This window comes from Martinezella sp. CNPSo 3795 (assembly GCF_057784475.1).
Window position 1 is genome coordinate 122,214 of the sequence record NZ_JBXSOQ010000011.1, and the last position, 19,691, is coordinate 141,904.

Annotated in this window: 22 protein-coding genes; 12 read left to right on the plus strand and 10 right to left on the minus strand. The window is 58.2% G+C overall.

Going from position 1 to position 19,691, the window contains the following annotated elements:
• Positions 1-50 precede the first annotated feature (50 nt).
• The gene (gene clpP / locus AC13QY_RS25360) at positions 51-683 is read right to left on the minus strand and encodes an ATP-dependent Clp endopeptidase proteolytic subunit ClpP (RefSeq protein WP_015339477.1); all 633 of its coding nucleotides are present in this window, start codon (positions 681-683) and stop codon (positions 51-53) included.
• Positions 684-1,094: 411 nt separating this feature from the next.
• Between clpP and AC13QY_RS25365 the strand changes: the two genes are divergently transcribed.
• Positions 1,095-2,339, plus strand: a complete 1,245-nt coding sequence (locus AC13QY_RS25365) for a GGDEF domain-containing protein (protein WP_488487300.1) — start codon at positions 1,095-1,097, stop codon at positions 2,337-2,339.
• A 150-nt stretch (positions 2,340-2,489) separates the two neighbouring features.
• Here the strand turns inward: AC13QY_RS25365 and tnpA are convergent, their stop codons facing one another.
• The 6 genes from tnpA to AC13QY_RS25395 form a co-directional block, all read right to left on the minus strand.
• Positions 2,490-2,924 (minus strand): IS200/IS605 family transposase, encoded by a 435-nt coding sequence (gene tnpA / locus AC13QY_RS25370; protein ID WP_488494134.1) that lies wholly within the window; start codon positions 2,922-2,924, stop codon positions 2,490-2,492.
• Positions 2,925-3,098: 174 nt separating this feature from the next.
• Positions 3,099-3,935, minus strand: coding sequence for a phosphate ABC transporter ATP-binding protein PstB (gene pstB / locus AC13QY_RS25375; RefSeq protein ID WP_095434490.1), 837 nt, complete (start codon positions 3,933-3,935; stop codon positions 3,099-3,101).
• 29 nt (positions 3,936-3,964) lie between these two features.
• On the minus strand, positions 3,965-4,816 hold the full coding sequence (gene pstA / locus AC13QY_RS25380; RefSeq protein WP_113328999.1) for a phosphate ABC transporter permease PstA: 852 nt from the start codon (positions 4,814-4,816) through the stop codon (positions 3,965-3,967).
• A 10-nt stretch (positions 4,817-4,826) separates the two neighbouring features.
• Positions 4,827-5,798, minus strand: a complete 972-nt coding sequence (gene pstC, locus AC13QY_RS25385; protein ID WP_113354732.1) for a phosphate ABC transporter permease subunit PstC — start codon at positions 5,796-5,798, stop codon at positions 4,827-4,829.
• 76 nt (positions 5,799-5,874) lie between these two features.
• Positions 5,875-6,900, minus strand: coding sequence for a phosphate ABC transporter substrate-binding protein PstS (pstS, locus tag AC13QY_RS25390; protein ID WP_113329001.1), 1,026 nt, complete (start codon positions 6,898-6,900; stop codon positions 5,875-5,877).
• A gap of 263 nt (positions 6,901-7,163) precedes the next feature.
• Positions 7,164-7,508 (minus strand): cupin domain-containing protein, encoded by a 345-nt coding sequence (locus tag AC13QY_RS25395; RefSeq protein ID WP_113354731.1) that lies wholly within the window; start codon positions 7,506-7,508, stop codon positions 7,164-7,166.
• 208 nt (positions 7,509-7,716) lie between these two features.
• On the opposite strand from AC13QY_RS25395, the gene AC13QY_RS25400 reads away from it, so the two are divergent.
• Positions 7,717-8,265 (plus strand): phosphatase PAP2 family protein, encoded by a 549-nt coding sequence (locus AC13QY_RS25400; RefSeq protein WP_113354730.1) that lies wholly within the window; start codon positions 7,717-7,719, stop codon positions 8,263-8,265.
• 113 nt (positions 8,266-8,378) lie between these two features.
• On the opposite strand, the gene AC13QY_RS25405 is transcribed toward AC13QY_RS25400, so the two are convergent.
• Positions 8,379-9,662: an O-acetylhomoserine aminocarboxypropyltransferase gene (locus AC13QY_RS25405; RefSeq protein WP_113354729.1), complete on the minus strand. Its 1,284-nt coding sequence runs from the start codon at positions 9,660-9,662 to the stop codon at positions 8,379-8,381.
• A 167-nt stretch (positions 9,663-9,829) separates the two neighbouring features.
• Positions 9,830-10,258 carry a CoA-binding protein gene (locus AC13QY_RS25410; protein WP_015339469.1) on the minus strand — a complete coding sequence of 143 codons (429 nt, stop codon included), beginning with the start codon at positions 10,256-10,258 and terminating at the stop codon, positions 9,830-9,832.
• 113 nt (positions 10,259-10,371) lie between these two features.
• On the opposite strand from AC13QY_RS25410, the gene AC13QY_RS25415 reads away from it, so the two are divergent.
• The 9 genes from AC13QY_RS25415 to AC13QY_RS25455 all read left to right on the plus strand — a co-directional run bounded on the left by AC13QY_RS25415 (position 10,372) and on the right by AC13QY_RS25455 (position 18,138).
• Positions 10,372-10,698 carry a hypothetical protein gene (locus tag AC13QY_RS25415; protein WP_113329005.1) on the plus strand — a complete coding sequence of 109 codons (327 nt, stop codon included), beginning with the start codon at positions 10,372-10,374 and terminating at the stop codon, positions 10,696-10,698.
• A gap of 825 nt (positions 10,699-11,523) precedes the next feature.
• Entirely contained in the window at positions 11,524-12,360 is an 837-nt protein-coding gene (locus AC13QY_RS25420) for an EamA family transporter (protein ID WP_113390105.1), read from the plus strand.
• 238 nt (positions 12,361-12,598) lie between these two features.
• Positions 12,599-13,063, plus strand: a complete 465-nt coding sequence (gene rplM, locus AC13QY_RS25425) for a 50S ribosomal protein L13 (RefSeq protein ID WP_004122374.1) — start codon at positions 12,599-12,601, stop codon at positions 13,061-13,063.
• A 2-nt stretch (positions 13,064-13,065) separates the two neighbouring features.
• The gene (gene rpsI, locus AC13QY_RS25430; RefSeq protein ID WP_069616279.1) at positions 13,066-13,536 is read left to right on the plus strand and encodes a 30S ribosomal protein S9; all 471 of its coding nucleotides are present in this window, start codon (positions 13,066-13,068) and stop codon (positions 13,534-13,536) included.
• Between the two features lie 140 nt (positions 13,537-13,676).
• Positions 13,677-13,940 carry a hypothetical protein gene (locus AC13QY_RS25435; protein ID WP_113354727.1) on the plus strand — a complete coding sequence of 88 codons (264 nt, stop codon included), beginning with the start codon at positions 13,677-13,679 and terminating at the stop codon, positions 13,938-13,940.
• A 66-nt stretch (positions 13,941-14,006) separates the two neighbouring features.
• Positions 14,007-14,384, plus strand: a complete 378-nt coding sequence (locus AC13QY_RS25440; protein WP_269245516.1) for an antibiotic biosynthesis monooxygenase family protein — start codon at positions 14,007-14,009, stop codon at positions 14,382-14,384.
• Positions 14,365-15,318, plus strand: a complete 954-nt coding sequence (speB, locus tag AC13QY_RS25445; RefSeq protein WP_113354726.1) for an agmatinase — start codon at positions 14,365-14,367, stop codon at positions 15,316-15,318. Before AC13QY_RS25440 ends, speB begins: the two co-directional genes overlap by 20 nt.
• 136 nt (positions 15,319-15,454) lie before the next feature.
• Positions 15,455-16,387: an N-acetyl-gamma-glutamyl-phosphate reductase gene (argC, locus tag AC13QY_RS25450; RefSeq protein ID WP_113354725.1), complete on the plus strand. Its 933-nt coding sequence runs from the start codon at positions 15,455-15,457 to the stop codon at positions 16,385-16,387.
• Between the two features lie 434 nt (positions 16,388-16,821).
• Positions 16,822-18,138, plus strand: coding sequence for a DUF2778 domain-containing protein (locus AC13QY_RS25455; RefSeq protein ID WP_113390104.1), 1,317 nt, complete (start codon positions 16,822-16,824; stop codon positions 18,136-18,138).
• A 23-nt stretch (positions 18,139-18,161) separates the two neighbouring features.
• Here the strand turns inward: AC13QY_RS25455 and AC13QY_RS25460 are convergent, their stop codons facing one another.
• On the minus strand, positions 18,162-19,265 hold the full coding sequence (locus AC13QY_RS25460; RefSeq protein WP_113354723.1) for a COX15/CtaA family protein: 1,104 nt from the start codon (positions 19,263-19,265) through the stop codon (positions 18,162-18,164).
• Between the two features lie 112 nt (positions 19,266-19,377).
• Between AC13QY_RS25460 and AC13QY_RS25465 the strand changes: the two genes are divergently transcribed.
• Positions 19,378-19,587, plus strand: coding sequence for a DUF2842 domain-containing protein (locus tag AC13QY_RS25465; RefSeq protein WP_069616272.1), 210 nt, complete (start codon positions 19,378-19,380; stop codon positions 19,585-19,587).
• Positions 19,588-19,691 lie beyond the last annotated feature (104 nt).

Sequence of the window (19,691 nt, forward strand, 5' to 3'; positions counted from 1 at the left end):
ATCACAAATGGGATAGAACTGTGGCGTAGAAGTCACCGCCTAGTGGATAATCACGAGGCGGTTTCACCTTCTATTTCAGTACGCGACGTCAGCACCTTGTCGATCAGACCCCATTCCTTGGCCTCATCCGAAGACATGAAATGGTCACGATCGAGCGTCTGCTCGACCTCTTCATAGGTCCGGCCGCAATGCTTGACGTAAACTTCATTGAGACGGCGCTTCATCTTGATGATGTCGCGCGCGTGGCGCTCGATGTCCGAAGCCTGGCCCTGGAAGCCGCCCGAGGGCTGATGAACCATGATACGGGAATTCGGCGTTGCGAAACGCATGTCCTTGTCGCCGGCGGCCAGAAGCAGCGATCCCATCGAGGCAGCCTGGCCGATGCAGAGCGTCGAAACGGCCGGCTTGATGAACTGCATCGTATCGTAGATCGCCATGCCGGCGGTCACGACGCCGCCCGGCGAATTAATATAGAGCGCGATTTCCTTCTTCGGGTTTTCGGCCTCGAGGAAGAGAAGCTGTGCGCACACCAGCGTCGCCATATGGTCTTCGACCGGTCCGGTCAGGAAAATGATGCGTTCCTTCAGCAGGCGGGAATAGATATCGTAAGACCGCTCCCCGCGGTTGGTCTGCTCGACAACCATCGGCACCAGAGCCATAGCTGTATCGACTGGATTTCTCATGTGCGTCCTTTATCAAACTTGCCCCGGCGACGGAGACGCCGGGAATCGAAGTAAAAATCCTTTACTCCTACATAGAGTGTCCCTGCCCTGCACTTCAAGACGCCCGTAAGCATAACGTCAAAAAGCACGAATGCCCCACGAAGCGTTCACAAAGCATTTCTAACCACGGCTCCTCGAATTCCAAGGTGCCGTAGCGACGGACCATCCGCTACCCACTACAATTCGCGGTCGCAAGGTGAAGGAAGCATGAAGGTCTGTGCCCATCGGGCGGAGATCTCCACCACAGGCAAAATTTACCAACTCATTTAAGGAACTTGCCATCTTATTGGGCAAGGATGAAACGATCGCAGAGATCGTCGTGCCGCTTGCGCCGACGGCTCAAAAAAGCGGAGACGTCCGATCGTGCTGAATATGACCACAGGCCTCACCATCTGGTGCTCGGAAGCCATAACCCTGGCGACCGTTCTCCTTCTTGCCTGGAGGCATGATCGCAAATCCCCAGCCTATTTGATCTGGGCACTCGGCTTCACGGTCAGTGCTGTGGGATTCGCCTTGGTGGCTGCCCGAGGCCTCATTCCCGACATTTGGTCGATCCAGATCGGCAATGCCGTGGCCCTGCTCGGCGAGAGCGCGTGGATCGTCGGATTTCGCGTCATGGACAAGCGCAAGCTGGAATGGTCGGCGTTCCTGCCTCCCGTGCTCTGGCTGATCGGCGTCAGCCTGCCCTGGGTCACCGATAATTTCGTTAGTCGCATTATCGTCTATGACCTCGCAGGCGCCGTCGGCGCGACCCTGCTCGCCTTTGCCGTCCACCCGGCCGATGGCCGGCGCGAACCGGCGCGCGGGCAGCTCGGCATCATCTTCGTGACACTCGCCTGTTTCTGCTTCGGCTCTGCCCTCTCGATGGTATTGATGGCCCCGCCATTGGAACAGGCCATGATCTATCGTGGCTACATGGCACTTGGCTACGGGCTGCTCATCATCATCGCCATCGTTCTCAATGGCAAGCTTCTCATGGAACGCGCCGAGCGCCGTTGGCGGGCAATATCCATCACCGATACTTTGACGGGAGTTCTGAACCGGCGCGGGCTTCAGGAAAGCTACGAGATTCTCGTCGGCAAGGGGCAGCAACAACCGCAAAAGCTTGCCGCCCTGTTATTCGATCTCGACCATTTCAAGAAGATCAACGACCGCCATGGCCACCAGGCAGGCGATGCGGTTCTGGTCGAGTTTGCCCGCATCGCGCGTCAGTTCGTGCCTCGCATTGGCGCATTCGGCAGAATGGGCGGAGAGGAATTCGTCGCCTTCGTTCCGATAGACGAGCAATCGCAGGCCGAAGCGCTGGCGGAAACCATCCGCGCCGATTTCTGCCGCGTGCCGCTGCTTGCTGGTCGCTCGCTGGTGCCGGCAACCGTCAGCATCGGCGTCTCGATCATGCCCCACGATACCGTCAGCTGGGACCGGCTGGTCTCCTTTGCAGACCGTGCGCTTTACGCCGCCAAACGCGCAGGCCGCAACTGCACCATCGTCTTCAATGAAATGGAGACTGCGAGGGAGCCCGACGCGGCGACCGCAGCGGATGAAGGCGAGCTCGTGCCGACGCTCGACGACCAGATCCACGCCTTGCGGCGCATGGGCACGCTCGCGAGGATGTGATCGGCTCATTCGGCACACCCATCCTATAAGCTTTCTCTTGACCAAATGGTGCGAGTGCCGAACAAGGCCGCCATTCTCAGTCATGACCTCCACCAGAGGTGGAGGTTTGAAACGCTGCGCTTGAACCGCTAGAAACGGTATTGTTAGCGCTTAGTAGCTACGATTGAAGAGGTCGGCAAAGTCGGAAGCTTTGTCGGCCTTTTCCTGATGACGGATATATTGTCTGACGACCTGCTCATTGTAGCCCGTCGTCGATACGAAATAGCCGCGCGCCCAAAAGTGATAACCCTTGTAGCGGCGCTTGCGCGCATATTTGTTGGCAACATAAAGGGCTGTCTTGCCCTTCAAAAAGCCGACAATATGCGAAACCGAATATTTGGGCGGGATCGAGATCAACATATGCACATGATCGGGCATCAAATGACCCTCTTCGATCTGGCAGCCTTTCTGCTGTGCCAGCCGACGTAAGAGTTCTCCCAACTCACGCCGTACGTCCCCGTACAGCCTTTTCGTTCGGTATTTGCTGCCAAAAACAATGTGATACTTGCAGTCCCACGTCGCATGCGAGAGCGTCTGCTCATCCATAAAACCTCCTTGTTCGAAGTCTGGGCCACCCCAGCGGTTCAAGCAGGAGGTCTCTCAACTACCGTGTAGAACTCGTCCAGTCCTCCACCGTAGGTGGAGGTTTATTATCGATATAACGAAAAGACGCGCCTGAAAGGCGCGCCTTCGCAAATTGTGCGGCAATGTCCAGCCGTATCAGCCGTAACGACCGGTGATATAGTCTTCCGTGCGCTTGACCTTCGGCGCCTGGAAGATCTGTTCGGTCGCGCCGTATTCGATCAGCTCGCCCAGATACATGAAGGCGGTGCTGTCGGAGATACGGCTTGCCTGCTGCATATTGTGCGTGACGATGACGATGGTGAAATCGCCCTTCAGCTGCGACACCAGTTCCTCGACCTTGGCGGTCGAGATCGGGTCAAGAGCCGAGGTGGGCTCGTCGAGCAGGAGGACTTCGGGACGAATGGCGATGGCGCGGGCGATACAGAGGCGCTGCTGCTGGCCACCGGAAAGGCCAAGTCCGCTCTGGTGCAGCTTGTCCTTGACTTCGCTCCACAGTGCCGTTTCCGTCAGCGCCGCCTCGACGCGGGCGTCCATTTCCGCCTTGGAGATCTTCTCATAGAGGCGGATGCCGAAAGCGACGTTCTCGTAGATGGACATCGGGAACGGCGTCGGCTTCTGGAACACCATGCCGACCTTGGCGCGCAGATCGTTGAGATCGACGTCCTTGGTGAGGATGTTGCGGCCATCCAGCAGAATCTCGCCAGCCACGGTCTGACCGGGGTAAAGATCATACATGCGGTTGAAGGTGCGCAGCAGCGTGGACTTGCCGCAACCCGAAGGGCCGATGAAGGCGGTGACCGCGTTCTTGCGGATATTCATATTCACACTCTTCAGAACGCGATGGCCGTTCTGATAGGTGAAATCGAGGTTCTTCACCTCGAGCTTCGCGAGCGCACCGAGATCCGACTGGGAAGCGGCGTCCTTCCCCTGTTGTGCGTTGACGCTCTGGAATTTGCTGTCGCTCATGTTCATGGTCTCATTCCTATCGTTCGACGGCTGCGTCATTGACGGCGCCCACTCAAGACACGGGCAAGGATGTTCAGGGCAAGGATGGCGACGGTGATGATCAGCGCACCGGCCCAGGCCAGTTGTTTGAGATCCTCGCCAGCATCGGCGGCAAGCGTGTTGATGGCAACCGGCAGCGTGGCGATCGGACCGGTCAGGCCCGTATTCATGAATTTGCTATAGCCGGCAGTGAAGAGAAGCGGTGCGGTTTCGCCGCTGATGCGGGCGATGGCCAGCAGAATGCCGGTGAGAATACCGGTCCAGGCGGAACGGTAGATCACCATCATCATGGACTTCCAGCGCGGCGCACCGAGCGCGGCAGTCGCCTCGCGAAGCGCATTCGGCACCAGCAACAGCATATCCTGCGTCGTTCGGTTGACAACCGGAAGGGCGATCAGCGCCAGCGCTAGGATGCCCGCGATGGCAGAATTGCCGTGCATGGGCACGACCACGGCGCCGTAGACGAACACGCCGACGATGATCGAGGGTGCGGACAGCAGAATGTCGTTGATGAATTTGGCGACCTCGGCAAGCTTGGTCCCGTTGGCATATTCCACCAGGTAGGTGCCGGCTAGAATGCCGATCGGCGCTGCGATCAGGATGGCGCAGCCGGTGACCAGCACCGTGCCGTAGATCGCGTTGATCAGACCGCCGCGCGAGCCCTGGGCCGGGATCGACATGGTGAACACGTCGAGGCTGAGCGCCGATACGCCACGATAAACCAGGCTGACAAGGATCACGCTGAGAAAGAATATGCCGAGAATGGCCGCGAGGAAGGACAGGGCCATCATCACCTTGTTCTTCGTATAACGCCTCGACACGAGATTCTGACGAACTGCATTTTCCATGGTTTTTTCCTCAGAGCGAGTCGCCGCGGCCGATCATCCATCTCGCCACTGCAAGCACGCAGAAGGAAAGGACGAACAGGAGCAGGCCGAGCGCGATCAGGCTCGACAATTGCAGACCGTCGGCATCGCCGAAGTTGTTCGCGATCTGGGCGGAAATGGTCGTGGACGGCGAAATGATCGACGATTGCAGACGGCTTACCGAGCCGACGACGAAGGTCACAGCCATGGTTTCGCCAAGCGCGCGGCCAAGGCCAAGCATGATGCCTCCGACGAGGCCACGGCGTGTATAAGGGATCAGGATGTGGCGGGCCACTTCCCATGTCGTCATGCCCATGCCGTAGGCGGATTCGCGCAGCATCGGCGGCACGGTGCTGAACACGTCGCGGGAGATTGCGGTGATGAACGGCAGGATCATGACGGCGAGCACGAGGCTTGCCGTCAGCAGGCCGACGCCCGGGGCCGGCGGCTGGAACAGCAGACCGATCACCGGCACCTGGCCGACCGTAGAGATAAGGAATGGCAATATATAGTTCTGCATGAGCGGCACGAGAATGAACAGGCCGACGATGCCGTAGATAATGGAGGGAACGCCTGCCAGAAGCTCGATGGCCGTACTGATTGGACGGCGCAGGCTGCCGGGGCAAAGTTCCGTCAGGAATATGGCGATGCCGATGCCGAGGGGAACGGCAATCAGCATGGCGATGAACGAACTTACAAGCGTACCGACCACGGCGGGCACGGCGCCATAAATATCAGCCGGCGCGCTCCACTTGGTGCCCCAGAGGAACGACAAGCCAAAGGTCTGAAATGTGGGCAAGGCATCGATGACAAGAACCACGAGGATTGCCAGCAGCAGAAGCACGACAAGAACAGCCGAGCCAAGCGTCATCAAATAGAAAATCCGATCCTGGATTCGGAATTTTCTGGTCGCGGCGGAGGTATTCACAGCCTGGAAGCCCGCCATTTGAGTCGCGTCAGCCATCGATTTCCCCTTGTCCTGTCACGAAAGGCGGACAGGGAAATACCCTGCCCGCCGCAACTTTCTCGCCTAGCACAAATTACTTCGTGCCGAAGTCCGTCTTCCAAGACTTCTCAACGATCTCGACAACATTGTCCGGGACCGCGAGATAAGACAGGGCGGTCGCGTCCTTCTGGCCATGCTCATAGGACCACTTGAAGAACTTCAGTGCCTCTTCGTTCTTAGCAGCATCGGCCGGCTTCTTATAGAGCAGAACCCAGGTCGAGGCAGCAATCGGCCAGCTCTTTTCGCCCGGCTGATTGGTGATGATCAGGTTGAAGTTCTTGGCCTTGGCCCAGTCGGCGTTGGAAGCGGCAGCCTTGAAGGTTTCCAGGCTCGGCTCGATAACCTTGCCGGCAGCATTCTTCATCTTCGCGAAACCGATGTGGTTGGCGACGACGTAGGAATATTCAACGTAGGAGATCGAACCAGCCGTCTGGTTGACGGTCGTGGAAACGCCTTCCGAACCCTTGGCGCCGAAACCGACCGGCCATTCAACAGCCGTGTTCGAGCCAACCTTTTCCTTCCACTCCGGCGAAACCTTCGACAGGTAGTCGGTGAAGTTGAAGGTCGTGCCCGAGCTGTCGGCGCGGTAAACGACCGAGATCGGCGTGGACGGCAGCTTTACATCGGGGTTGAGAGCCTTGATGGCTGCATCGTCCCACTTGGCGATCTTGCCAAGGAAGATGTCGGCCAGCGTCTTGCCGTCGAGAACGAGTTCGCCCGGCTTTACGCCTTCGACATTATAGGAAACGACGATGCCGCCGGAGATCATCGGGAACTGGGCAATGCCGTTCTTCTCGAGGTCGGCGTCGCTCATGGGCTTGTCCGAAGCGCCGAATACGATGGTCTTGTCGAGAAGCTGCTTGATGCCGGCGCCCGAACCAACCGACTGATAGTTGACGACATTGTTCGTCGCAGCCTTGTAGCCTTCAGCCCACTTGGACAGAACCGGTGCGATGAAGCTCGAGCCGGCGCCCGTGATGTCGGCAGCGGAGGCCGAAGCGGACATAGCCGCGATGAGGCCTGCAGTCAGGCAAAGCGAACGGAGTTTCAGGTTAAGCATAGTAGACTCACTTCCTCAAGTGAATGAAAGGATGGCGAGCAGAAGATCGGCGCGAGGTCCCCATGGTAAACGAACCTCCCCGCCTGAAATCTCCCGGCGACAGACTTGGCTCTAAAGACGCATTGTTTCAGTTTGATGACAGTTTAATGAAGCGGCAGTGACACAACCTGCGGCAATCATCACGGCCATCGCGGAACGGCAGGAAATGAAGCGCGCCAAAGGGCGCATGAACGCGAACTTCATGTTCTGATTCAAGAGCATCGTCAAAGACGGATCACATAATCCTTGCGAGTCGTTTCAATCACTTCCCAGGCCCCCTTGAAGCCCGGCTTCAAGATAAGGCGGTCGCCCGCACGCAGATGAAAGGCCTCGCCATCGTCTGACGTTACAACGGAGTAGCCGGAGAGGATATGGAAGTATTCCCACTCGTCATAGACGACCTTCCATTTGCCAGGCGTCGCCTCCCATATGCCGACGTAAAGGCCGCCATCGGCCTCTTCAACATTCCATGTGCGAAAGATTGGGGCTCCCGAAACGAGGCGATCGGCTGCGGGCGCGCCCGTTTCCGGTTCGATGTCGCTGATATCCACTGCCAGATAAGTCGTCACAAATGTCTCCTGTCGATTGCCTTATGTGGCTCTCCGCGAACCCAATAAAGCGCGAACCCGAAAAGCATATCATCCTGACCTGCCGCCCCACACCAGGCTCCCACCTTTCAGGGAAACGTCAGAAAACAATGCCCTAGTGCGCTTCGTTAATTTGGCTCGACCATCTCAATCAGGCCGAAATCGCAATCGTAGTTCAGAAGGGGCCAGCATGTATGGACTAGATGTCGTTATAACAGAGTGGATCAATGGCATAGCCGGAAACCCGACAGTCGACAGCCTGATGATCCTAATCACGGCTTACGGCGTTCCCTTGTTGATCGCTCTCGTCGCTGTCCAATGGTGGGTCGGAGAACGTCGATCGGAAACCCGACACGCACTCGTTGCCGCGGGCCTGACCTTCGTCATCGGTCTCGGCATCAACCAAGTCATCCTGTTTTTTGTCAGTCGCGTTCGCCCGTATGATGTCGGAGTCACCAAGCTACTTATAAATCGCAGCAATGACCCGTCCTTTCCCTCCGACCACGCGACGGCCGCGTTCGCGATCGTTGCCGCATTTGCGCTTCAACGCATGCCAGAGCGAAGCCTCTTCTTCCTACTCGGCGCGATCCTTGTCTCCTTCTCGCGAGTCTACGTCGGCACGCATTATGTCGGTGACGTCATGGGTGGGGTGCTTACCGCCGTTTTCGCGGCGATCCTGGTCAAGACGCTCTATCGTCCAGAAACCCGGCTGGATCGCTTCGTAACCGGCATCCTATAGGGTCAGATTTGAAGAGGCCATATATGCGAGCGCCCCGTTTTTCACGTTTTTTCGCCGGTCGCCTCAATACAACCCAATAAAAAAGTGTTGCCAAAGCTATGTGAGGAACCTCATCAGACTTTCGCGAGCGCCTGTTCCAGGTCGGCGATGATGTCCTTGACGTCCTCGATGCCGATCGACAAACGCACGACATCCGGGCCGGCACCGGCGGCAACCTTCTGCTCGTCAGTCAACTGTTTGTGGGTCGTCGAGGCGGGATGGATGACGAGCGAACGCGTATCGCCGATATTGGCAAGATGCGAAAAGAGCTCCAGACCTTCGACCAGCCCCTTGCCCGCTTCATAACCACCCTTCAGTCCGAAGGTGAAGACCGAGCCCGCGCCTTTCGGTGAGTAACGCTGCTGGAGGGCATGGTTCGGATCGTCTTCCAGGCCGGAATAGTTCACCCATGCCACCTTTTCCTGCGCTTTCAGCCAACGCGCAACGGCAGCCGCATTGTCGGAATGGCGCTGCATGCGCAATGGCAGCGTCTCAATGCCGGTCAGGATCAGAAAGGCATTGAATGGCGAGATGGCTGGCCCGAGATCGCGCAGGCCTAGCACCCGGCAAGCAATGGCGAAAGCGAAGTTGCCGAAAGTCGAATGCAGAACGACGCCGTTATATTCCGGGCGCGGTGAAGACAGCATAGGATAATTGCCCGAGGCGGACCAGTCGAAAGTGCCGCCGTCGACGATGATGCCGCCCATGGAATTGCCGTGGCCACCGAGGAATTTTGTCAGCGAGTGCACGACGATATCGGCTCCATGCTCCAGCGGCCGGATGAGATAGGGGCTTGCAAGGGTGTTGTCGACGATCAGCGGCAGGCCATGCTTGTGCGCGATGGCCGCGATCGCGGCGATATCGACGAAGGTGCCGCCGGGATTGGCAAGACTTTCGATGAAGACGGCGCGGGTGCGGCCATCGATCTGCGCCTCGAAGGTCGCAGGATCGGCGGAATCGGCCCAGCGGACTCGCCAGTCGAAATTCTTGAAGGATTGCCCGAACTGATTGACCGAGCCACCATAGAGCCGCTTGGCCGCAACGAAATTGTCGCCCGGCTGCATGATGGCATGGAAAACGAGCAGCTGTGCCGCATGACCGGAGGCCACCGCGAGAGCCGCGGTTCCGCCTTCAAGAGCCGCCACCCGCTCTTCCAACACCGCCTGCGTCGGGTTCATGATGCGCGTGTAGATATTGCCGAACTGCTGCAATCCAAACAGTGCAGCGGCATGATCGGCGTCCTGAAAGACGAAGGAGGTCGTCTGGTAGATCGGCGTCGCGCGCGCGCCTGTCGCCGGGTCTGGCTGCGCGCCGGCGTGGATCGCAAGCGTGTCGAAACCTGGGTTGCTGGTTGGCATATTTTTCCTCCCGCCGGATCTTGTTCGTAACGGGAAAAGCATAACGCCTGGCATATGAAAGTTAACCGCGAACTTTGCCGTGCTTCTCGGCTCGCGGAAAAAACTTGCCATCTTTCAGTGAGATCGCGCGATAAACGGCCGAATGCAGCCGTCATGCATGATCTCGGTCAAGCGACCAGACGCGGATACTCGATAGCCGGGCAGCGGTCCATGACGACCCTTACCCCCGCAGCTTCCGCTCTCGCCGCAGCCGCATCGTCACGCACGCCGAGTTGGCCCCAGATGACCGGGGGCCGCGGCTCGATCATGATCGTCTCCTCCACGACCGATCGGAGATATTCCGGCGCCCGAAAAACATCGACCATATCCACAGGCTCGGGAATGTCGGCCAGGCGTGCATAGACCCATTGCCCCAGAATTTCCTTGCCTGCCTGTCCGGGATTGATGGGGATGACGCGATATCCCCTGTTCAGGAGATAGGCCATCACACCGTTGCTCGGGCGCGCGGGATTGGGCGAAGCGCCGACGAGCGCGATGGTCCTTACGGACAAGAGGATATCGGCTATATAGGAATCGTCATAACTATCGTGGTTCATCACGAAGCCTCCCACCTCGATCACACTTGCGTTTTGTCACAAATATGGAAACCGCAATGGCGGTCTCCGCGTATATATATTGTATTATAACAACTTCAGGGAGGATTACTCAGATGAAAAATTTCATCCTGCTGGGCCTGCTCGTCACTTCGGCCGCGACGCCGGCATTGGCGATTTCGCGATATAATTCCATGTCCATGACCTGCGCCGAGGCCAGGGCGGTCATCAATCGGGAGCGTGCAGTCATCATGCGTTATCCGGCCAGAAGAACACCGAACATGACGCTCTATGATCGCTATGTTGCGGACAGCGGCGCATGCGATATGGGCTTTTACGCCTATCAGGATTATCTCCCCACGAAGGATCGCGCTTCCTGTCCGGTCTATATATGCAGGCCGACGACCGACCTCGATGACGATGATTTGATTTTCCGACGCTGATCGCAATAGACTACGGCTGGATATGACGGACGGCTCACGAGTTCGATACGACCATTGATTGTCCCAGGCACGGTGCATCTTGGGCCCTATGGCCGCGCGCGGGCATTTATACGCCTGCGTTCAAGCCCCCCTCCAAAGCGCTTTCATAAATTTTCCTGAAGCCGCGGGGTTGCGTTCTCAGGAAATGCAATCTTTGTTCGCTTTTTATTCGCATATAAATTAGAAACTTCGCATAGATAGTCAATTCCAACGAGAACCGAATGCGAACGCGGAACATATGCTATTTGATTATTTTCCCACAGAATAATTTTCGAGTTCGCGCAATGATATTGCCCTGCCAATTTTTGGTTCGACGATTCTATACTTATCTCTTAGTATGATTTTCATCAGCAGCATCGCGCGCTCTACCTGTAATATTTTTCACCTCTTGTAGAATTATCCACTCTATTCATGAGGGGAAGAGAGATTGCGCGCGGCGTTTTCGCGTCGATTTTCCCACGCCCGACAACACGCGGCGTTGCAGGCGACACAGCCCTCTGTCGTTTTTAAGTAAGAAGTGTCTAATGCTACTCTCGCGTTCACAGGACATGCGATATTTGTTCGCGCTTCATACTCCAATAAATTAGTTACTTATAATGCTGAAAAGAGCGATCTGGAACATAACAAAAACACCATTCTCAGCGCCCGACATGACCGGAGCAAATGGCAAGCCGTCAGAATGACCGATATTTCGTTGCTTTTCGATGTATTGCTGATCATATGGGGACCGCACTCCCACAAAATACCAAGCATTGCCATTACGCCTGCCAATTTCCGAGGTTTTCCGTGTCTCTCGACGTTATCGCGCTCGTTCTTTTCGGCGCCCTGCTGCACGCGACGTGGAATGCGATCATCAAGGCCGGAACCGACAAATCGCTCGATGCGGCGCTGGTTTCGGCCGGCGGCGCGGTCGCGGCATTGCCCCTTCTGCCGTTCCTTCCCCTGCCCGCCTCAGCGGCATGGCCGTTCATCGGTGCCTCGGCCATCCTTCAATTCGCCTATTTCCAACTGGTGGCAGCCGCTTATCGCGCCGGGGATATCGGGCTCGTCTATCCGCTGATGCGTGGTGTCGCACCGCTCATTATTGTCTCGACAAGCAGCTTCATTTTGAAGGAAACGCTTTCGGGCGGCGCATTGATCGGCACCATGGCCATTTGTGCCGGCATATTGACGCTTGCCTTCGAGGCCCGAAAGGGCAGCCGCCGGGCGATCGTTCTCGCCCTCGCCAATGCCGTTGTCATCGCGACCTATACCTATGTGGATGGCATCGGCGCGCGGATATCGGGCAATTCGGTATCCTATACTCTGTGGATGGCACTCCCTCCCCCCATTCTCCTTTTCGCCTGGGCGATATCGCAACGCGGCATCAATGCCGTCGCCGCCCACGTCCGTTACAACTGGTGGCGCGGGCTTATCGGCGGCGGCGGTTCGATCGCTTCCTACGGGCTGGCCTTGTGGGCGATGACCAAGGCGCCGGTCGCCATGGTCGCCGCCTTGCGCGAGACTTCGATCCTCTTCGCTTTGGTGATATCCGTCGTCGTTTTGAAGGAGCGGTCCAGCATCTGGCGCTATATTGCCGGCGCCATTATTGCTGGCGGAGTGCTGGTTTTGCGGCTTGGCTGACGATAAATTATGTGGTCTTATTTTACCACATAAACAACATATTGATTTTACTTTATAATTTTTGCGGCCTGTCAATCAGGCGATATTGACCCTGGCCCTTAATCGATCTATAAGCCGCCGCAGATTGCAGCCTCTCCCGGCTGCTTTCTTTTTTGGCACGCATTCATACGCGCCAAACCAAGCAACAAGAAACGCCCAGACGCCTTCGGGCCAAGGGTCCTAAAAGAGAGTATGCAACATGGCAACCTTCTCCCAGAAGCCTGCAGAGGTGGAGAAGAAGTGGGTTCTCATCGACGCCGAAGGGCTTGTCGTTGGCCGTCTCGCTTCTATCATCGCAATGCGTCTGCGCGGCAAGCATAAGGCTACCTTCACGCCGCACGTCGACGACGGCGACAACGTCATCGTCATCAATGCCGACAAGGTCGTCTTCACCGGCAAGAAGTACGAAGACAAGGTTTACTACTGGCACACCGGTTATGCCGGCGGCATCAAGGAGCGTACGGCTCGCCAGATCATCGAAGGTCGCTTCCCGGAGCGCGTCGTTGAGAAGGCCGTCGAGCGCATGGTTCCCCGCGGCCCGCTCGGCCGTCGCCAGATGAAGAACCTGCGCGTCTACGCCGGCTCCAACCATCCCCACGAAGCCCAGCAGCCGGTCGTCCTCGACGTCGCCAAGCTGAACAAGAAGAACGTAAGGAGCGCCTGATAATGGCTGACCTTTCCTCCCTGAAGGACCTCGGCACGACGTCTGAAGCAGCTGCTGCTCCGGTTCACGTCCGCAAGGTTGACTCGCTCGGCCGCTCCTACGCGACCGGCAAGCGCAAGGACGCCGTCGCCCGCGTATGGGTCAAGGCCGGCTCCGGCAAGATCATCGTCAACGGCAAGGACTACACGGCTTACTTCGCCCGTCCGGTTCTGCAGATGATCCTGCGTCAGCCGATCGTCGCAGCTGCCCGTGACGGCCAGTTCGACATCGTAGCAACCGTAGCCGGCGGCGGCCTCTCCGGCCAGGCTGGTGCCGTTCGTCACGGCCTGTCCAAGGCGATCACCTACTTCGAGCCTGGCCTGCGCTCGGTCCTGAAGAAGGGTGGCTTCCTGACGCGCGACAGCCGCGTTGTCGAACGCAAAAAGTACGGCCGCGCAAAGGCACGTCGTTCGTTCCAGTTCTCCAAGCGTTAATCGCTTACCCGAGATCGGATTTTTGGAAAGGCCGGGTTTTCCCGGCCTTTTTCTTTTACATCATGAGAAAAGATGCAGATCCGCGAAGGCAAGCGGCACATTTTGTGGCAAAGTCCCGATACAAGCACCGGGAGAGTTCAATGCGTGGATTCATCTTTTCGCTTCTGTTTTTGATTGCCAGCGCCGTACCCGTTCTGTGTGACGATGCCCAGCCAGCTCCGCCTGCAGAAACGACGGCGGATATGCAGAGCATGAAGGATTTTCTCCACGCAAATGCCGATTGTCGCGAGTTCAACGACAGCTGCTCCTACTGTGTCGTGACCGATGGGCAGGCCGAGTGTTCCACGCCGCAGATCGCCTGTGTGAAAAAGGCATATCAATGCACCGCTAGATCGAGCAAATAATCACCGGATCTTGGCTTATAATTCCAGCCTGAATTTCCAGATTTGACCGCTCTCCGGAGAAACACCATGAGCAAGAGTACTTCATCGCGTTTCGCGGCCACTCCCGAGCCGCCCTATTACATCGTCACATTCGCGTCGCTCCGCACCGAAGGCGACAACGGCTATGGTTCGATGGGCGAGCGCATGGAAGAACTGGCAAGGGCGCAGGATGGCTTTCTTGGGCTTGAAAGCGCGAGAAGTGCCGATGGTTTCGGCATCACCAACTCCTTCTGGCGGGACGAGGAAAGCATCCTCGCCTGGAAGAACGTGGTGTCGCATCTGGCTGCGCAGAAACTCGGGCGCGAGCGCTGGTACGAAGAATACAAGGTTCGCATAGGTAGGATAGAATGGGCCTACGACTTTCAAGCGAGCAAAGGAGAGGCCCTTGCCGAGCACATCGATTGACCATGCCTTTACCGCGGCAAGCCTGACCTCGGCTGCGAGCGACCCGACCTTTGCCGGCGCGCTCTCCTTCATGCGCCGCCGCTTCACGAAATCGCTTGATGGTGTCGATGCCGTGGTTTGGGGCATCCCCTTCGATGCCGCCACCTCGAACCGGCCGGGAACGCGTTTCGGACCGCAGGCGATCCGCCGTGCGTCGGCCATCTTCGACAATGATCCGCAATATCCGTTCAATCGCGATCTTTTCGCCGAGATGGCCGTCATCGACTATGGCGACTGCCTGCTCGACTACGGCAATCATCAGGAGACACCCGCTGCAATCGAAAGACAGGCGGCCACGATCCTGGACAGCGGCGCCTTCATGCTGACCCTAGGGGGCGATCACTTCGTCACATGGCCGTTGTTGAAGGCGCATGCCGCCAAGCATGGGCCGCTGGCACTGGTGCAGTTCGACGCCCATCAGGACACCTGGTTCGATGACGGCAAGCGTATCGACCATGGCTCCTTCGTCGCGCGCGCCGTACGTGACGGGCTGATCGACCCCGATCGCTCCATCCAGATCGGCATCCGCACGCATGCGCCGGAGGATTTTGGTATCCAGATCCTCTATGGCAATCAGGTTGAAGATATGAGCGCCGGCGATATCGCTTCGATGATCATTTCTCATACCAAAGGCGCACCAACCTATCTGACCTTCGATATAGATTGCCTCGATCCGGCCTATGCCCCGGGCACGGGAACGCCGGTCGCGGGCGGCCCTTCCAGCGCCAAGATCCTGTCGGTGCTGCAGCGGCTGCATCAGCTTGACATCCGGGGGGCCGATGTCGTCGAAGTGTCGCCCGCCTACGACCACGCCGACATCACCGCCATTGCGGGGGCGACCGTGGCGATGTATACGCTCGGTCTCCACGCCGAACGACGTGCGAGCGGTCGTTGAGACATGATTTCGGGATAGGTGGGACGGTTTTCGAAAGCCGCCTTCTGCTTCCACAGCGGCCGTTATGAAATTGAATCAACTGCATGGCAAACTGAGTCCGGAAACACTCTGAACCTATTGAAAGAGCAGGAATAAGATGGCACCGAAAATCTTCATCGATGGCGAACACGGAACCACGGGCTTGCAGATCCGCACGCGCATGGCCGACCGCCGCGATGTCGAGCTGCTGTCCATTCCCGAAGCCGAACGCCGCAACGCCGCCATGCGCGAGGACATGCTGAATAGCGCCGATATCGCCATCCTCTGCCTGCCCGACGACGCGTCGAAGGAAGCGGTGAAGATGGTGGCGGGCAACAACAACGTCCGCGTTATCGACACCTCGACGGCTTTCCGCATCCATCCCGACTGGGCCTATGGCTTTGCCGAAATGGACAGCAACCAGGGCAGCAAGATCAAGGCAGCACGTTTCGTTGCCAATCCCGGCTGCTATCCGACAGGTGCGATCGGTGTCATTCGGCCGCTGCGCGCCGCCGGCATCCTTCCGACGGACTATCCCGTGACGGTCAATGCCGTGTCGGGCTACACGGGCGGCGGCAAGCAAATGATCGCCCAGATGGAAAATCCGGATCATCCGGATGCGATCACCGCGCCGCACTTCCTCTATGGCCTGCCGCTGACCCACAAGCATGTGCCCGAGATGACGACCCACGGCCTGCTGGAGCGCGCGCCGATCTTCTCGCCCTCCGTCGGCCGCTTCCCCCAGGGCATGATCGTACAGGTGCCGCTGCATCTTGGCGATCTCGCGGAAGGCGCGACGCTGGAGAGCATTCATGCCGCGCTCGTCGAGCATTATGCCGGTCAGAATATCGTTCAAGTCGTTTCGCTCGATGAGAGCCGCGCCCTGCCCCGCATCAACGCCGTCGAGCTCGCCGGCAAGGACACGATGAAGCTCTTCGTCTTTGGCACGCCGGGCGGAGCGCAAGTCAATCTGGTGGCGCTGCTCGACAATCTCGGCAAGGGCGCATCGGGTGCAGCCGTACAGAACATGGATCTGATGCTGAGCGCCTAACTCAGCCCGACGCAAATCGAAGCTTGTTCGGCCCGGCCCGTTCATCCGTAGAGGATCGATCAGGCCGGGCTTTTTACATGCCCGCAAGGGGTTTTGCGCGATTTCGAGCTCGCCATTGTTTGCGGCCTTATTTTTGCCGCCGCTCTAAATTAGCCGAAGCTACACGGAAAAGTGAATGCCTGCGAGGCTCCGCGACCAATTGTCGGCCGGATTTCCTCTTTAACGGCTTTGCTGGTCCGAATGGGCGGGACGTTTAAAACTATCCCTTTTTTCAATGAATATCCAAGAATGAGCCATCGTAAAGGAATTGGTTACCATAATTCGGCATGCTTCCAGACAGCCGGCAAGTTGGCGACCGAACGCGACACTCGCGTTAGGGCGCGTGTGCGTTCTTGAGCCGGCTTGGTGTCTGTGTAGTTTGGATAACGAGTATCATGGCGTTCGTGACCGAAACGTTCGGTAACTTCAATTCGCGCTCCGGCTACGCCTCGCGATCAAAAAAATCCTTCAGCATCCGTCCCGGCACCCTGGCCACCGGCGTCGCAGTCGCTGCTTTCGCCTGGATCGCGGCGACGCTGATGACGACGCAATCGATGGTGCTATCGCTTCCCGGCGCAGCGGCGCCGACCGATAATTTCCTGGCGCCCCGCGCATCGGCATTCATCGTTCCGCCAAGCCGCGCGGCCCATCCCGTCCGCTACGCCAGCCAGACGACCTCGCTGCATGGACAGAGCCGCTTCGGCAGCATCGCAGACGCGGATGTTCAAACGAAAGGTGTCGGTGCGGACGCGGTTCGACTGCAACTAGCCTATGCGCTTGCACAGCAGACCTCCGAAATGAAACAGGCGCAGGACGTAGCGGCGAGCATCAAGAGCGGTCGTATCGAAGTGGCCGCGGCTTCACCCGAGAAGATCGACCATTTGCGCAAGGTCATCGCCATAAACTTCGCGACTGCAATGCAATCGCTGAGCCAAGCAAAGTATGCAGCCGCGCTGATACCTGCCGCAAGTCCTCTAAAGACGACCGGACAGCCGGCTGCGGTTGCTTCGGCAGCCCCCGCGGTAAGCTTGCCCGCCGTTGCGGAAGCCAAGCCTTTGCCCGCCAAGGACGCCGACATTGCGGTGGCCGAAGCCGTTCTGAACGTCATTCCGGTGGCCCGCCCTGCCCGCGAGACACCGACACCCATGCAGCGCGCCAATGCCACGAGCGCGATCGCCAGAGCGACGGGCGACGAAGCAACCGCTCAGCCACCATCACGTCTCACGGCGTATGCCGATCCGGATGACAGTTCCGTGCGCAAGACGAAGCCGTTCATCAATCCGTTTGCGGCGATCAGCCCCGGCGCAGGCACGGCGATCTACGACATCGAGGCGAAAACCGTTTATTTGCCGAGCGGCGAGCGCCTCGAGGCCCATTCCGGCCTCGGCCACATGCGCGACAATCCCCGCTATGTCGACCGCAAGAATACCGGCCCGACGCCGCCTGAAACGTATAACCTGACTTATAGGGAAAGCCTGTTCCATGGCGTGCAGGCGCTGCGCCTGACACCTGCAAACGGCGCTCGCGTCTATGGCCGCGATGGCCTGCTGGCTCACACCTACATGCTCAGAGGCGGCCGTGGCGAATCGAATGGCTGCGTGGTCTTCAAGGATTACAATCGCTTCCTGGCTGCCTTCCGGCGCGGCGAAATCAAGCGGTTGAAAGTCGTCTCGCGGATGTCGTCGGCGGCAAGCGTCGCTTCTGCGCGGTAAAAGGATTCGAGGCGCAAAGCGCCTCAATCTCTCACGACGATCGATGTCTGGCGCGGCAGTTCACCATAGAACCCGCGCCAATTGGCAATCGCGAAGCCGAAGACGATCAGGGCGCCGGCCTGATGCGCCAAGGCCAAATGCAGCGGCACGTGCAGCAGCAGCGTCGAAATGCCAAGGATCGCCTGGATCAGCACAAGCACGAAGAGAACGACGGATCGCCGCGCATGGGTCGTTTGCGCCGCCGCGCGCAGCGAGATGATCATGTTGACGGCGACCACGGCGAAGAGCGCATAGGCGCCGAGGCGGTGAACGAACTGGACCGTCTTCGGGTTCTCGAAGAAATTGATCCAGCCCGGCGACTGTATGAAAAGATCACTCGGTACGACGGCGCCATCCATCAGTGGCCAGGTATTGTAGCTGAGGCCTGCATCGAGACCGGCGACGAGCGCGCCGAGATAGATCTGAAACAAGGCCATAAAAGCAATCAAACCGGCGAGTTTTGCTGAATGACGTGTAGGCGGCGGCTCGTTCGAATGCGGCGACAGGGCGCGCATGAACCACATGCAGGCGGCAAAGATCAGACAGGCCGTCACGAGATGCGTCGCAAGGCGATATTGGCTGACGTCGGTGCGCGCTTCGAGCCCCGAGGAGACCATCCACCAACCGATCGCGCCCTGAAGGCCGCCGAGGAGGAAAATGCCCGCAAGCGGCAGCCAGAGCTTGCGCTCGACGCGGCCCGTCAACACGAAGAACAGTAGCGGCAGGCCAAAGATGATACCGATGGTGCGGGCCAGCAGGCGATGAGCCCACTCCCACCAGAAGATGCCCTTGAACTCTTCGACCGTCATATCCTTGTTCAGGATCTGGAATTGCGGGATGCGCTTGTAGAGATCGAATTCGTCCTGCCATTCCTGCGCATTCAGCGGCGGGATGACGCCATGGATCGGCTGCCATTGTGTGATCGACAGGCCGGAATTGGTGAGGCGCGTGGCACCTCCCACCAGCACGAGACCGAAGAGAACCAGAAGCACGCAGGCGAGCCAGATGCGTATGGCGCGGCGATTGCGGTCCTGACGAGCCACTTCCTTCAAAATAGCCTGCTCGGTCGTAAAATTAGTGGCAGCCATGGCTTCTCCCTTCGATCAGGCTGTTGATTTGCCCGATAGGGGCGTGCAAAACAAGTCCCGGGAGTTTGCGGCATGCCGTCGCGGCATGCTGCCATAATGAGGAGAAAACCCCGTGCCCCTTCGCCTGCGCAAATTCATTGGCATGATCCTGCTGGTGCTGCTGGTTGCAATCTATGCGATCGTCGCCATGATCGTTGCAGTGCGAACGCTTGCAGATCAACCCGGCTGGGTGCATTTCCTCTATTTCCTTTTCAGCGGCATCATCTGGGTGCTGCCGGCAATGGGCATCATCAAGTGGATGGCCGGGCCGCGCCCGCAGTAACGCGCGTTCTGGCAGGATTTACATTAGGCTAACCCTGATCCGCACCTTGTCCGGCGCGAGTGTCCATCTTAAGCCAAAAATAAGCCGTTGCCCGCCAGACTGCG